This is a genomic window from Exiguobacterium sp. s70, assembly GCF_018618315.1.
Taxonomy (GTDB): domain Bacteria; phylum Bacillota; class Bacilli; order Exiguobacteriales; family Exiguobacteriaceae; genus Exiguobacterium; species Exiguobacterium chiriqhucha.
In genome coordinates this window covers 271,340-286,116 of record NZ_JACSLV010000003.1, presented here as the reverse complement: position 1 = coordinate 286,116, position 14,777 = coordinate 271,340, and the positions used below count along the sequence as shown (strand labels likewise).

The window sequence follows — 14,777 nt, the reverse complement described above, 5'->3', positions numbered from 1 at the left end:
AATTTTCGCATAAAAAAAAGACCTCTTCGCACGGAAGGGGCCAATCAAGTAGTGGCGACAGGTTCTTCGCTCAAATAAGCAGCAATTTGTTGATCGATAATTTCTTCCGATAATTCAAGCGCGAGCGAAAGTTCTTTCACGAGGATCGTTTTAGCGTTCTCTAGAATCTTACGGTCCTGTTCATATAACTTTTTGTTCAACAAGAGAGCTTCGCTTTGGCGGCGAGCAAGCGTGTTGATGACTTGAGCAATCTCGTGACGGTTACCCGAGTGCACGACGTTCAAGAATTCACGATTGCGGTTGTTCGGATGGGGATTCCATTCGACACCCGGCGAGCGGAACGATTCGAGGATCTCTTTTGCTTCTTTCGCTTCAAGGAGCGTCAACATCATCACTTTATCACTATCGACGGGGATACTGATTTGCAACTTCTGTGCGTTATTGATGGGATGGAGCGTGTAGTACGACTTTGTCTCACCCGCGACCGTCATGTCGGAAATGTCGTCAATGCGGCAAACTCCGTGGGTCGAATAGATGATTAAATCACCAGTTTTGAACAAATCGATCACCTCTTCCTTTCATCAAGTATAGTAGTTCATGACACGAAATGTCAACTCGGTTGACATTTGAGGTGAGATATGACACAAAAAAATCCCTCCCAATCGTTAGGAGAGATTACAAATTCCAGTCGGCTTTCAACAACATTTTCAGTTGTCGGAACGCGTCATCACCGAGTGAATCGGCTATTTTTTGTTCGAGTTCGGCTTTCAGTGCCTCGTTCTGTTCGTAGCAACGGACCCCGAGCTCGGTCAGCTCGATACATTTATCTTTTCGACTCGTCGGATGATCGGTCACCGTGACGAGTTCCTTCGCTTTCAAGTTCTTGATGAGCTTATGGATCGCTTGACGGGAGATGTGGACGTTGCGTGTCACTTCGGCAATGGTCGGTTTTGTTTGATAAATCCGGGCGAGCACGTACCATTCGGAGTTGGAGATGTAGATATCGTGTTGCTCGTTCCAAGCCCGCTCGCTGATGCGACGGATTTGGTCATGTCGCTCACTGAGGAGGTCGAGGAGTCGTGTCGTCGGTTCTGTTGGAGTCAAATTGGTCACTCCTATTCGTTTTGTCGTTCCTAACTATACAAAAGCGGATGTGCCGCGTCAATGCGCGAAACGAGTTCACCATCCTCTGATAGGATTTGGCGGTTTGGGGAAAGAACAGAAACAGAGGAGGGACAATCATGCCGACACGTACCGATTTATTTCAACGCTATAAACAACATATTCTCGAACTGTCCGACCTGGAGGAGACGACACTGAAGAGTGAACCGTTCCTGCTCGAGGAGGACTCGAACAAGCAACTGACGATTTATTATGCGCCGTTCGAATATATTAATCCGAATGCTAAAGTCGTCATCGCAGGGATTACGCCAGGATTGTATCAAATGCGGCAATCGTTCGAGGCGATTCGTGATTTGGCGGACGCACCCGACGAGGAGGCGCTTCGAGCTGTCAAACAACGAGGTAGCTTCTCCGGACCGATTCGCAAGAACTTGGTGACGATGCTCGACGATTTGGAGTTGCATCACCACCTTGGGATTCCGACGACGCTCGACTTGTTCGGCGAGGCGAACCATCTCGTTCAGAACACGGCGGTGTTGCCGTATCCGGTCTTCTATAAAGGGAAGAACTACAACGGGTCGAGTCCAGATATGTTAAAGACGGATTTATTTCGGTCTTATGTCGAAGGGGGATTCGCCGACGAGATGGCCGTCCTCGAGGACGCACTCATCTTGCCGATGGGGATTAACGTCCGTCGGGCCGTCGAGACGCTCGTCGACAAGGGCATTATCGCGCCAGAACGCGTCGTGAGCGGATTTCCCCATCCATCAGGGGGAAACGGCCATCGACATCGAATCTTTGCCGAAAATCGTGAATCGATGCGGCGCCATATCGCTGAGCATTTCAAACAGCACCCGTTAAAGTGAACCGCCACGTGCGGTTCTTTTTTTGTGAAGCACCTCACCTGACAAGTTTGCTTTAGTTCGCTAAAATGGGGTACGAGGTTGACCCAGTTTTCCCATGAGAGAAAGGAACCATCTATGATCACGTTAACGAATGTCAGCAAACAGTTCGGCCGCGACGCAGCCGTCCGTGACGTCTCGCTTCAAATCGAGCGTGGCGAGGTATATGGCATCATCGGCGCGAGTGGAGCCGGCAAATCGACGTTGCTCCGACTGATGAACCTGCTCGAGACACCGGATACAGGGCAAGTCACGATCGATGGCGATGAGTTGACGGGCCTGTCGAGTCGACAACTACGCGAGAAGCGTCACGTCATCGGCATGATTTTCCAACAATTCAATCTCGTCGCGAACAAGACCGTCTATGACAACGTGGCCGCCTCGTTGAAGCTGGCCGGTCGACCGCGGGCGACGCATGAGGCCCGGGTGCTCGAGTGCCTTCGTTTTGTCGGGCTCGAGTCGTTCAAAGACAAGTACCCGGCGCAGCTCAGTGGCGGTCAAAAGCAGCGTGTCGCCATCGCCCGGGCGCTCGCGAACGAACCGCATGTCTTGTTATGCGATGAGCCGACGTCGTCGCTCGACCCGAACACGACGGCCGAAGTGCTCAGCGTGTTGAAGTCGATCAATGAGCGGCTCGGCGTCACCATCGTCATCGTGACGCATGAGATGGACGTCATCAAACAAGTGTGTGACCGCGTGACCGTCATGACGGACGGTTCGGTGTATGAGACGATTGACGTCATTCCGAGCGGGGTCGCAGACATCGACGACAACCCGTCCTGGTTCGTCGACCAACTGAAGAAGGCGGGTGAACCACATGCCTGAGGTGCTCCTGCAATATCAGACCGAGATTTGGCAATCGATCGGCGAGACGTTCATCATGGTCGGCGTCTCGATTCTCGCGGCCGTCCTGCTCGGTCTGCCGCTCGGGACGTGGCTCTATTTGTCACGGAAAGGACAGCTGTTAGAGAATCGGGCCGTCTTCTCCGTGCTCAACTTGATCGTCAATATCGTCCGCTCGTTCCCGTTCCTGTTACTCGTCGTGTTTTTGATTCCATTTACGCGGCTCATCATCGGAACGGCCATCGGGACGGCGGCGGCAACCGTTCCGCTCGCCCTCATCGCCATCGCCCACTACTCGCGACTCGTCGAGCAGTCACTCCTTGACGTCCCGCGCGGCGTCGTCGAGGCGGCCGTGTCGATGGGGGCGTCCATCAAAGACGTCATCTTCAAGTTCTTGTACGTCGAGGCCCGTTCCGGTCTCGTCCTCGGGCTCACGACGTCAATCATCAGCTTCATCTCGTACTCGACCATCATGGGGGTGGTCGGGGGCGGTGGCATCGGTGATTTTGCCATCCGCTACGGCTATCAACAGTTCAAGACGGAGCTGATGATGTACATGATTCTCATCATGCTCGTCTTCGTTCAGATGATTCAGTTCACCGGTACGACGGTGGCTCGGCTCATCGACAAACGCTAATTACCTAAAGAAAGAAGGAGAACTTATGAAAAAATTATTGGCGCTTTTCGCCTCACTCACACTCGTCCTCGCGGCGTGTGGGAACGATTCAGAAACGAACACGACGGAAGCCCCGTCAAACGAACCGCAGACGCTCAAAGTCGCATCGCTCATCCCACCGATGACGGATATGCTTGAAATCGCGAAAGAGCAACTCGCAGAAGACAACATCGAGCTCGAAATCGTCGTCCTCGGTGACAACGTCCAACCGAACACGGCGCTCGCAGCGAAAGAAGTCGACGCGAACTTCTTCCAACACGTCCCGTACATGGAAGAGTTCAACCGCAGCAATGACGCCAACCTCGTCCCAATCGAACCGATTTACTTCGCCAACTACGGTGTCTATTCGAAAGAGTATGACAACATGGACGATATCCCGGAAGGCGCGACGATTGCCATCGCGAACGACGTGTCGAACATCGACCGCTCGCTCTCGCTGCTCGCACAGCATGATGTGATCGAGCTCGGTGAGAAGAACGGTTCGTATTACACGCAAGCCGATATCACCGAAAACCCGAAGAATCTCAAGTTCGAGGAAGTCGATTTGCTCATGCTCGCGCGTGCGTATGATGACGTCGATGCGGTCCTCATGACGCCGGCTTACGCGGCTCCACTCGGCTTGACGCCGAAGAGCGATGCTCTCTTGACGGAAGGTGTCGAGAACGACTTCGCCATCACGCTTGTTGCTCGTGAAGACAACAAAGATGAAGAAGCGATCCAGAAACTCGGAGAAGCACTCACAAGTGACGAAGTCCGCGCGTTCTTGGAAGAGAATTACGAAGAAACGGCGATTCCGGCGTTTTAACGAGAAAAGATTGAGCCCAGACGGCTCAATCTTTTTTTAGTATTCCTCGTATTCTCTCGGGTCTTGATTATCGATACGGCCGTCCGGCTTCGTCAGTGCGTTGAGCGTCTCCATCTCGTCCTCGGTCAATTCGAAGTTGAAGACGTCGAGGTTCTCTTTTTGGTGCAACTCGCTCGACGAACGGGGGAGCGGGATGACACCGAGTTGGACGTGCCAACGCAGAATGACTTGAGACACGGTCTTGCCTTTTTGTCTTGCTAGTTCCGCAATCGTCTCGTCATGCGTGACGGTCCGGGCTCGGCTCAACGGACTCCATGCCTCAGTGATGATGCCGCGCTCTTTGTCAGCTTGACGCTGTTCCACTTGGGAGAAGTATGGGTGGAGCTCGATTTGGTTGATGACCGGTGTCTCACCCGTCTCCTCAATCAAACGGTCGAGGTGCTCAGGCATAAAGTTCGAGACGCCGATTGAGCGGATCCACCCGTTCTCTTTCGCTTGGATGAGTGCGCGCCACGCCTCCACGTATTTGTCTTGTTTCGGGTTCGGCCAATGCAACAGGAACAAGTCCCAATAGTCGAGGTTCGCCCGATAGAGTGACTCACGAATCATCTCGAGTGCATCATCATAATTAAAATATTGAGCCCGCAGCTTCGACGTCAAAAAAAGCTGCTCGCGAGGGATGCCAGATTGCCGGACGGCTTCTCCGACGGCACCTTCATTGTCATAACGAATCGCTGAGTCGATTAAGCGATACCCGTTGCGGATGGCGCATGTGATGGCGTCGACACCCGGTTCGCCTCGTAAATAAACGGTACCGAGTCCGATGGCCGGAATCTCGTAGCCGTCATGTAGTTTGATGGTTGGGATGTTCATAAAATGCCTCCTCATTCAAAATCCGTTCTCTTGTCCGATATTCCACTTTCCCGGGGAATCAAACGTTTAAATGTGGAGATTAAAATAGAACAGGGAATCAAAAGTCTAATTGCATATTACATTATAGTGATAAAGTGTAAGAACAAGTCACTCAAAGTCCACACCTATTACCCAAATAGGAAATTTTATAATACTTTTAAATTCTTCTAATGCATTATCGATGACCTGTAAATTTACAGTTCCATCACTAATCATTTTCTTTAGATTACCTGCTGCAGTGATATAAATAAGTAAATCAATTTCAAATGTTTGCTCCATTTGAATTGTTTTTAAAATATCGTAATAAACTAAAGCCCAGTTGCCAAATTGTACCTCTCCTATGATTGTAGGAATTTTTTTGTTGTATGTAATATCTACTCCGGTTTCATAGGAATCCAAGTCATAATTATTTGCTATTTGATTCCAGTCTATTCTTTTTAATAATTCGTCTTCCCATCTTTTTTGTCCATCATAGATGCTTCTTCTACCAAAACAGTAATTTCTAAAATTAATTAAGTTATACGTTTCATCGAATAACCCAAAGTCAAAACCGCCTGTCTTAGGAGTATCATAAAATATTCCTTCTTTGAATTCGACTTCAAATTTAATATTCGGTATGTTGCACCTCATGTTATCTTTCAATGATTTGTTTAGACTGTCAGCGGTTATGCGTCTTTTATAATATGTCGTTTTTTTTGTAGACGTTTTATCGCTAAAATGCTTGATATCTGTGAGTTCAATTTCAAGAGCCTTTAATATATTTAATTTGATTTCCTCAAAATTTTTTAAAAATAAATCAGCATGGCGAAAGAAAATTTGATTCTCGGGATGAAGGACCAGGCGACCTTCAGTTTTATTGTTCCACTTCAAAGCTTCGAATTCGTTCATTTTTGCTTCTACTATCTTTTTGTACAAACTGCTCACCTCGGATTAACATAGAGTTGTATAAATATTTTTAGAGTTACTTATAAATCAAATAGAACTTATAACTTTTTTTACTTATATAGTTAATATTTTATCATTTCACAACTAATAAAAAAGTTCGTCCCCATATAAGGACGAACTTTTTTATTAGTTGCGAATCATGTAATCGAAAGCACCGAGTGCGGCAGTCGCACCAGATCCCATCGAGATGATGATCTGTTTGTAGGCGCTGTTCGTGCAGTCCCCTGCTGCGAACACACCTGGGACATTCGTCGCGCCATGACGGTCGACGACAATCTCACCGAAGTTGTTGCGTTCGACCGAGTCGAGCCAGTCCGTGTTCGGGACGAGACCGATTTGGACGAAGACGCCTTCGAGTTCGACGTGATGCGTCTCGTTCGTCTCACGTGACAAGTACGAGATGCCGTTCACTTTGTCCGTACCCGTAATTTCTGTCGTCTGAGCGTTCGTGACGACGGTCACGTTCGGGAGGCTGTGGAGACGGTCTTGAAGCACTTGGTCGGCTTTGAGTTCGGCAGCGAACTCGAGCACCGTCACGTGTTTGACGATTCCAGCGAGGTCGATGGCTGCTTCAATCCCAGAGTTACCGCCACCAATGACCGCGACGCGCTTGCCTTCAAAGAGCGGGCCATCACAGTGCGGGCAGTAGGCGACACCTTTGTTTTTGAACTCGGCCTCACCTGGGACGTTGACGTTGCGCCAGCGAGCACCAGTCGACAGGATGACACTCTTACTCTTCAAGACGGCACCGTTCTCAAGTTCGACTTCGACGAGGTCTTTCTTCTCGAGGCGCTTCGCGCGCTGGAGGTTCATGACGTCGATGCCGTACTCTTTCACGTGCTCTTCCAAGCTCGCGACGAGTTTCGGGCCTTCCGTGTAAGAGGTGCCGATGAAGTTCTCAATCCCCATCGTGTCCATCACTTGTCCACCGAAGCGTTCCGCGACGATGCCGGTCCGGATACCTTTACGAGCCGCGTAAACCGCTGCGCTCGCACCAGCTGGGCCGCCACCGATGACGAGGACGTCATACGGGTCTTTGTTGTCAAACGCCGAAGCGTCAGGACCAGTTCCGAGTTTCGCCAAAATCTCTTCAAGTGACATGCGTCCGTTGCCGAACGCCTCACCGTTCAAGAAGACGGTCGGGACAGCCATGATTTCTTTCGCTTCCACTTCTGCCTTGAACGCACCACCGTCGATCATCGTGTGTGAGATGTTCGGGTTGAGGACGCTCATGACGTTGAGTGCCTGGACGACGTCCGGGCAGTTGTGGCAGCTGAGGCTGATATACGATTCGAAGTGGTACGTGCCTTGAATGCTTTGAATTTGTTTGATCGCATCCGCGTCCACTTTCGGCGCCCGGCCGCTCACTTGGAGCAACGCGAGGACGAGTGACGTGAATTCGTGACCGAGTGGGATTCCTGCGAAGACGATTCCTGTCTCTTCAGACGGACGGCTCACGCTGAAGCTCGGTGTGCGTTCGAGCGTGACGTTCTCGACCGAGATGCGTGACGACATGCTCGCGAGTTCGTTCACGAGGTCGAGCATCTCTTTTGAGACCGCGTCGTCTCCAGCGCTGACACGAAGGACGACATCGCCCTCCATGAGCTGGAGATATTGTTCCAACTGTTGTTTAATATCTGCTTCTAACATGAAATCCGCTCCTTACAACTTGCCGACGAGGTCGAGGCTTGGGCGAAGTGTTGCAGATCCTTCTTCCCATTTAGCCGGGCAAACTTCGCCTGGGTTGTTGCGGACGTATTGTGCCGCTTTGACTTTGTTGACGAGCGTGCTCGCGTCACGGCCGATGCCGCCTGCGTTGATTTCGACTGTTTGGATGACGCCGTCTGGGTCGATGATGAACGTACCGCGGTCAGCAAGACCATCTTCTTCGTTCAAGACGTCGAAGTTACGTGAGATTGTGTGTGATGGGTCACCAATCATGATGTACTCGATTTTACCGATTTTCTCAGACGTTTCGTGCCATGCTTTGTGCGTGAAGTGTGTGTCAGTCGATACTGAGTAGACTTCGACGCCGAGGTTTTTAAGTGTCGCGTATTCGTTTTGAAGGTCTTCAAGTTCAGTCGGGCAGACGAATGTGAAGTCAGCTGGGTAGAAGCAAACGACGCTCCATTGACCTTTGAAGTCGTTGTCCGATACTTCGAGGAATTCACCTGTTTGGAATGCTTGTGCTTTGAAAGGTAAGATTTCTTTGCCGATTAATGACATGGGATATGTCCTCCTTGTTTTTTTACTCTAGTGGACTTTCGTCTCTACTAGAATAATTATAATGTAATACTAACTTCATATAACCCGCCAAAAATGTCAAGGCGTTTGCATGTCTGGTAAAATGTTGATATATCAACGTTAAATGGATAAATCGCTTGATGAAAGGAAAGAAAACGATTACAAAATAAATGTGCTTTTGTTTTCAATAACCTATGTAAAAAAAGTAAAAGCTAACTTGAAGAAGCAGAATTATTAATGGAATTAGAAGACGATTCTCGTATGAAATCACCATATTATCATTTAAAATTGTTGAAAGAGAATTTTTGAGTATTGAAGGGGACGATATTTTATGAGCGTATCTTTAAATCAAAACACATTGGAGTTTATAGAAAAATTCGAAAAAATTGCTAATAAAAAGACATGGACGAAATCCGAGTTAGTAGAGAAGTTTGTCCAATCCTCTTTCTATAATGAACAGTTTGAATCATATCATTCGACTGCATTAGAAAAATCGATTTGGTGGGCTGTTAAACGTAATAAGAATTGGGAGATGAATCGTTCTTTTTATTTGATAAAGGCGGAGAATGGGTATGATCAAGGAATATCGAAGGAGAATAAAACGTTTGAAACAGCCTGTATTGATGAGGCCGGAAGTCTTGTAAAGACTCAAGGGTTCGGAGAAGGAGATATTAACCTAAAGATGATTGAGGAATTGAACAACAACGAGGATGTTATTGAGAAGGGCCATTCGATGATTTCAACAATTTCATATAACCGAGATGCATTGATTCGACACCTTAGTGAACATTTATTTGAAGTGACGATGTTGAGTTTGTCAATTCGGGATGATGGGCTCCGAGATTATCAACTGAAAAAAGGAATGGGTGAAAACTTGTACTTTCTTACTGAAAGTTATTTTCGTCGATTAGGATTGGCTAAAACTAAATATCGGATGGGTGATTTCATTACATTGAAGGCAAAAGAAAGATTATTAAATCAAAAGCCTTCTCTCCTTGTGTATGAACACATGGTTCCAAAAAACATATATTTGAATGAAATTAGAAGACTCGCTCTCACGAATGAACTGACGCAAGAAAAAGTACATAACCTTTTAAATAAGTATCATTTTATATGTATTGTCACAAAAGAAGAGGACAGATTACTGCCCTCGACTACAATGCCCCTTGATTGGGATGGGAATAATCCCTTTTATCGTTATGAAGAAACAGGTATAGAATTCGAACCAGTGCAATATTTCAAAACATTATAATTGAATGCTTGATTGATTGCGTTGACGATCTACGTAGTGGCGGATGACACGAATCACATGATTAAAATCTTCATTTACCTCATGCTCCCAAAATCGGAGTATAATCCAACCTTCCTCAACATAGTGTCTTGTAACGTCAGCATCCCGTTCGATGTTGCGACCGATTTTCTGACGCCAGAACTCGGCGTTCGTCTTCGGAAGTTTGAAGTGAAGGGGGCAGCCGTGCCAGTAGCAGGAGTCCAAAAAGACGACAACACGGAGTCCGGGAAACGAGATGTCCGGTGTCCCATACAACTTCCGATTGTTCTTCCGATATCGATATCCGGCAGCCCATAGTGCTTTCCGGACCTTCACTTCCATCTTCGTGTCCTTGCCGCGGTTGCCGCTCATCGTCTTGAAGACGGCTGGACTCGATGCTTTCGGTACATTTCTTGCCATACCTTCACCTCCCTCTAATAGGGAGATTCCACGTGAGGGAGATAAGTACTCATTTTACGCGTCTAGAATCTGCTGGATGTAGTTTCTGTCCAACCAAAACGATTGTTTTGTGATCCACTGACCGTCTGGGAGTTTCACTTTGTCCTGACCGTCGGCTCCTTTTGAGCGCACATGGGCGACCTGATTGAACTTCGGGCCGGGAAGATTGTTTTTCACTCGTTTACCCGAAGGTGTCAGTTTTACTCCAGTATGGACAATGTGTTTAGCCTCGAGCCACATCGACTTCAACTCGCCATCGACCGTTTCAAGCGGCATGTTCCATAGACGTATCCCTTCGAAACGAGGGATACGTTTTTGTTTGGGCACATACTCCTCGTTATATCGGAATACGAGGAAGAGGTATTTCTGTTCGGCGAACGTGTCATACAAGTCGGATTCTTCCCACTCGTCTCGAGACAAGTCGTCGAAATCGACTTTTCCGAACGACATGTGTTCCCGAATCTTGCCGTCAGGCTCTCGCGCAATCGTCTTGAACTTGATGTTCGCTTTCGCGAACTCTTCGATGCTCGACAAATCAGTCTTCCTGACTCCTAAAAGTTGTGCCATGACTCGTGGAATCATCGCCTTATTGCCCGGGTTATATGGGATGCTTGTCTCTTCGCATAGTTCGAGTACCGTCTTCCCGTAATGAGGCGCGAGTTTTGCCTCGAGGAGTTCTTCAATCGACATTTCTTTCAATTCACCGTGATTGGCGATTGACTCCATCAACTCTGGGGTTAAGTACTGACGGACGAGTCCCGACATATAAGAAGCTTTGAGTGAGAAGGCCCGAGGTTTTGCTGGTTGCTCTGAGAACGGTTGGCTACGGACGACCGAGCCGTTCGCCCCTTTCGTGCAGGCTGACAAGTACATCGTATCGGCCTCGGAGATCAAATGAGCCTCGCCACGTTTGATTTTTGCGACGATTGTCTCCCAGTCTTGCCGCATCACGTCCAAATCCTCTTCTGAGAACTCATTCAAGAACGCCTTGTAGATACGGTAGTCGTCGATAGGGATGTTTGGCTCATATTGATAAAGCATAATCAGCATGCTCGTGGCTTTGGATAAGAAGCTCGACGTCTCGAACGAATACTCGTGCTCGTTATGATAATCGATCATGTTCAAAACGAGCCGCTCCTTCGATGAATATGTACCATTTTTATTTTTCTTGAAAGGGGTGACCTTCAACTCGATGCCGAGTTCCTCGAAATCGGGTCGAGCGTCCGAATTGATTGGGTAACCGAAATGGCTTTCCTCAATGACATGTCCGAGGGCACCTTTTGAGCGGACATTCTTGATGCGTCCGGTCGTGTCGATTTCACCAAACGTCTTCCCTTCGGCCTCTCTTGCCTTATCCATCAATTCTTGAATCGTTTCATACCTCAAAATAATTCCTCCTACAGTTTACATATATAACCATTATAGCTTGTTGTTGATCCCATTCACCTTTTCTGTTAAACTAATCTCATCGAGAAAGTTTATTTGAGATAACTTATGAAATAGAGTAAATTTAAGATAGAAAATACGAAAGGGTGTTCCCATTGATTAAAGTAGTTGAGTTATTTGCTGGTGTAGGAGGTTTCCGCATCGCACTTGAAGGAATTAAAGACGTGAATGCCGAGCCTACATCGGACAAATTCGATGTGGTTTGGGGCAATCAATGGGAACCGGCGACGAAGAGTCAACCGGCCTTCGATTGCTATGCAGAACGTTTTAAAGGGCGAGGAATGCATATCAATGAAGATATTGCTTTGACTTTTGGAAACGTTGGGAAGCATCATTTGTTGGTTGGGGGATTCCCTTGTCAAGATTACAGTGTTTCACGCAGTTTAAAAAATGAGCAGGGTATTCAAGGGAAGAAAGGTGTTCTATTTTGGGAAATAATGAACATTGTGAGAGTAGAACGTCCTCCATATGTGTTACTAGAGAATGTAGATCGTCTCATGAAATCTCCGGCTAAGCAACGAGGACGTGATTTTAGTATCATGCTTAGTGCTTTTGCCGATCATGGTTATTCAGTCGAATGGCGTGTGATAAATGCAGCCGATTATGGGTTCGCGCAGCGCCGGCGACGTATCTTCATCTTTGCGACACGTTCGGACTTGAACCATTCTATTCGTGCGCGAAAAGCGAACCCCCAAAAGTGGTTACTCGAAGATGGGTTCTTCGCCCCTTCGTTTCAGGTTCATGATTATGTGAGTGCCAAGCATCCCGGTTCGCAGTTCGAACTACCGAAGGATATTGTTGAGATTTCTGATACGTTCTCTGCGACGTATCGTAACGCAGGAATCATGACAGGGGGGAAGGTGACGACGCTCGAGACGTTACCGAAACGTGAAGTGCCTAAGACGCTTGGCGAAGTGGTCCAAGAAGTCTATGAGCAGTTCGGTCCTGCACCGGAACAGTATTATTTGGACACCGATACAATCAAGAAGTCGGGTCGGAACGAGCAGGAAGAGTTGGCTTACTTGAAAGGGCCGAAGAAAATCGAGCGGATTTCGGCGAGCGGTCACGTGTATGTGTACGCGGAAGGTGGTATGTCGTATCCGGACTCGCTCGATCTTCCTGGCCGTACGATGTTGACGAGCGAAGGCACATGCAACCGCTCAAGCCATGTCATCGAAGATCCACAGACGAAACGACTCCGTTACCTTCGTCCCGAAGAGTGCGAGGGCTTGAACGGTTTCCCTTATGGATGGACAGCGACGATGACTGACCGCAAACGTTACTTTACAATGGGGAATGCTCTTGTTGTTGGGTTAATTGAACGTATGGCAAGTCGGATAGCCGATATCCACGAAAAAGAGGATGAACAAAAAGTTGAAGCGAGTCCTGAGGCGGTTCAGATAGGATTTTGGTAACTTATAATGATTTGAAGTGAAAAAAGACTCCATTTTTTGATATGCTCCCCAATAGGTAGACAGATGAAATAACAAATCTGTTTATCTGATTGGGGAGTGTTTTTTTGGCGAGAAGTCGGCATTAAATCGAACAAAAACTGAGTGCACTACTTATGATGGAAGAAGAAATATATACTTGGAAGGAAATCACGGAGGCTCATGATGTCTCTAGGTACACCCTCCAGGTGTGAAAAGTGAAATTCGATACCGGTGAGATCGATGCGTTGAAGGAATCGAGGACCTGGAAATCTTACACCAAGGAACAGAAGGTCGCTGCCGTCCGTGATTATCTCGATGGGTTCACTAGAATGGAGGTTCTCTCCAAACATCATATTAATAGTTGGTCTGTTCTTTACAGGTGGATTAGGCAGTATACTGGTCATAGCGAGTTAACAGATTCGAGAAAAGGGATGGGTCGAACTATGGCAAAAGGGAGAAAGACCACATTCGAGGAACGCATAAAGATCGTCAGGTATTGCCTGGACAATAGACGGAACTATCAACGAACGGCCGAGATATTCGCGGTGTCGTACCAGTAGGTCTCTGACTGGACGAAAAAATATGACGCCGACGGTGTGCGTGGACTCGAGGACCGCCGCGGGCGCACGAAGTCGGAACAGGAAATGACCAACGAGGAGAAGTTGGAACGTCGCATCCAACAGATCGAGCGTGAGAACGAGCGTCTGCGGGCCGAGAACCTGTTCCTAAAAAAGTTAGAGGAGATCGAGAGGAGAGGTTGATCAGCCAAATCCGGCTATATCTGCGATACACGGCCATCGAGGAATTGTCGACAACAGACACGTTCTCGGTGGTGCTCCTGTGCGAGATCGCGCAGGTCTCACGGGCCGCCTATTATAAATGATTGAAACGTACCGTCTCGGTACGCGAGGAGGAGAACTTGAGCCTATTGGAGGACATCCGCCTCCTCTACGACCAGATGAACGGTACCTACGGCTATCGACGGATCACGATGACGGTCAACCGGAGACGATGCCAGCATGGCCTGCCGGCATACAATGAGAAGCGTATCTATCGTCTCATGCGGATCCATGAGATCTGTTCGGTCATCCGCCAAAAACGAAAGCGGCACAAGAAGTCCTCACCGCAACATGTGGCCGAGTACCTGATGAACCGAGAATTCATTGCGTCCCGGTCGGACGAGAAATGGTGCACCGACGTCACCGAGTTCAAATACGGTTCCGGGAAGAAGGCGTACCTGAACGCGATCATCGACCTGTACGACGGCTCAATCGTCGCCTATCGTATCGGGAAATCCAACAACAACGGGCTCGTGTTCCATACAATCATGCCAGCCATCGCGGGGCTCCGGTCAGGAGCACGTCCGATGATCCATAGCAATCGAGGGTTCCAATATACCTCGAGAGGGTTCAAACGCATGGTGGAAGACGTGGGAATGACCCGCAGCATGTCCCGGGTCGGGCGTTGTCTCGATAACGCCCCGATTGAGCCCGATCGAGGGTTTTGGGGGGACCCTGAAAGTCGAGATGTACTACCTGCGTGAGTTCTAGGCCTATAGCGAACTCACATCGGCCATCGAGGCCTACATGTCGTTCTATAACCATGATTGTCTTCAGAAACGACTAAACGGCTTGAGCCCTGTCGAATACAGGTCTCAAGCCGCCTAGGCTGATTTTCATTATTTGCCCTGTCTACTTGACGGGGATCAGTTCATTTAAAA

The 14,777-nt window shown here is 48.3% G+C and carries 14 protein-coding genes and 1 pseudogene; 7 read left to right on the top strand and 8 right to left on the bottom strand.

Annotation, left to right across the window (positions count from 1 at the left end; all coding sequences use genetic code 11):
* Positions 1 to 44: 44 nt before the first annotated feature.
* The gene (locus KNP84_RS09870) at positions 45 to 569 is read right to left on the bottom strand and encodes a CarD family transcriptional regulator (RefSeq protein ID WP_029596405.1); all 525 of its coding nucleotides are present in this window, start codon (positions 567 to 569) and stop codon (positions 45 to 47) included.
* 106 nt (positions 570 to 675) lie between these two features.
* Positions 676 to 1,104, bottom strand: a complete 429-nt coding sequence (locus tag KNP84_RS09865; RefSeq protein WP_058765235.1) for a MarR family winged helix-turn-helix transcriptional regulator — start codon at positions 1,102 to 1,104, stop codon at positions 676 to 678.
* Positions 1,105 to 1,241: 137 nt separating this feature from the next.
* Between KNP84_RS09865 and KNP84_RS09860 the strand changes: the two genes are divergently transcribed.
* The 4 genes from KNP84_RS09860 to KNP84_RS09845 all read left to right on the top strand — a co-directional run bounded on the left by KNP84_RS09860 (position 1,242) and on the right by KNP84_RS09845 (position 4,348).
* Positions 1,242 to 1,988: a hypothetical protein gene (locus tag KNP84_RS09860; RefSeq protein ID WP_215114703.1), complete on the top strand. Its 747-nt coding sequence runs from the start codon at positions 1,242 to 1,244 to the stop codon at positions 1,986 to 1,988.
* Between the two features lie 114 nt (positions 1,989 to 2,102).
* On the top strand, positions 2,103 to 2,849 hold the full coding sequence (locus KNP84_RS09855) for a methionine ABC transporter ATP-binding protein (protein ID WP_058765237.1): 747 nt from the start codon (positions 2,103 to 2,105) through the stop codon (positions 2,847 to 2,849).
* Positions 2,842 to 3,504, top strand: a complete 663-nt coding sequence (locus tag KNP84_RS09850) for a methionine ABC transporter permease (protein ID WP_215114702.1) — start codon at positions 2,842 to 2,844, stop codon at positions 3,502 to 3,504. Before KNP84_RS09855 ends, KNP84_RS09850 begins: the two co-directional genes overlap by 8 nt.
* Before the next feature lie 25 nt (positions 3,505 to 3,529).
* Positions 3,530 to 4,348 carry a MetQ/NlpA family ABC transporter substrate-binding protein gene (locus KNP84_RS09845; RefSeq protein WP_021067914.1) on the top strand — a complete coding sequence of 273 codons (819 nt, stop codon included), beginning with the start codon at positions 3,530 to 3,532 and terminating at the stop codon, positions 4,346 to 4,348.
* 36 nt (positions 4,349 to 4,384) lie between these two features.
* On the opposite strand, the gene KNP84_RS09840 is transcribed toward KNP84_RS09845, so the two are convergent.
* The 4 genes from KNP84_RS09840 to ahpC form a co-directional block, all read right to left on the bottom strand.
* Positions 4,385 to 5,221 (bottom strand): aldo/keto reductase, encoded by an 837-nt coding sequence (locus KNP84_RS09840; RefSeq protein WP_215114701.1) that lies wholly within the window; start codon positions 5,219 to 5,221, stop codon positions 4,385 to 4,387.
* Between the two features lie 147 nt (positions 5,222 to 5,368).
* Positions 5,369 to 6,148, bottom strand: coding sequence for a BglII/BstYI family type II restriction endonuclease (locus tag KNP84_RS09835; protein ID WP_215114700.1), 780 nt, complete (start codon positions 6,146 to 6,148; stop codon positions 5,369 to 5,371).
* A 183-nt stretch (positions 6,149 to 6,331) separates the two neighbouring features.
* Positions 6,332 to 7,855 (bottom strand): alkyl hydroperoxide reductase subunit F, encoded by a 1,524-nt coding sequence (gene ahpF / locus KNP84_RS09830; protein WP_215114699.1) that lies wholly within the window; start codon positions 7,853 to 7,855, stop codon positions 6,332 to 6,334.
* Between the two features lie 12 nt (positions 7,856 to 7,867).
* Complete coding sequence (ahpC, locus tag KNP84_RS09825) at positions 7,868 to 8,431, bottom strand: alkyl hydroperoxide reductase subunit C (RefSeq protein ID WP_021067918.1); 564 nt, start codon at positions 8,429 to 8,431, stop codon at positions 7,868 to 7,870.
* A gap of 349 nt (positions 8,432 to 8,780) precedes the next feature.
* On the opposite strand from ahpC, the gene KNP84_RS09820 reads away from it, so the two are divergent.
* Positions 8,781 to 9,701 carry a hypothetical protein gene (locus tag KNP84_RS09820; RefSeq protein ID WP_215114698.1) on the top strand — a complete coding sequence of 307 codons (921 nt, stop codon included), beginning with the start codon at positions 8,781 to 8,783 and terminating at the stop codon, positions 9,699 to 9,701.
* Here KNP84_RS09820 and KNP84_RS09815 read toward each other — a convergent pair.
* Positions 9,696 to 10,139, bottom strand: coding sequence for a very short patch repair endonuclease (locus KNP84_RS09815; protein WP_251131206.1), 444 nt, complete (start codon positions 10,137 to 10,139; stop codon positions 9,696 to 9,698). The genes KNP84_RS09820 and KNP84_RS09815 overlap by 6 nt on opposite strands.
* A gap of 54 nt (positions 10,140 to 10,193) precedes the next feature.
* Positions 10,194 to 11,564 (bottom strand): Sau3AI family type II restriction endonuclease, encoded by a 1,371-nt coding sequence (locus KNP84_RS09810; protein ID WP_215114697.1) that lies wholly within the window; start codon positions 11,562 to 11,564, stop codon positions 10,194 to 10,196.
* 155 nt (positions 11,565 to 11,719) lie between these two features.
* On the opposite strand from KNP84_RS09810, the gene dcm reads away from it, so the two are divergent.
* Both dcm and KNP84_RS09800 read left to right on the top strand, forming a co-directional pair.
* Complete coding sequence (gene dcm, locus KNP84_RS09805) at positions 11,720 to 13,039, top strand: DNA (cytosine-5-)-methyltransferase (RefSeq protein WP_215114696.1); 1,320 nt, start codon at positions 11,720 to 11,722, stop codon at positions 13,037 to 13,039.
* Positions 13,040 to 13,191: 152 nt separating this feature from the next.
* Positions 13,192 to 14,724 (top strand): annotated as a pseudogene (locus KNP84_RS09800) (IS3 family transposase).
* The last annotated feature ends 53 nt before the right edge of the window (positions 14,725 to 14,777 follow it).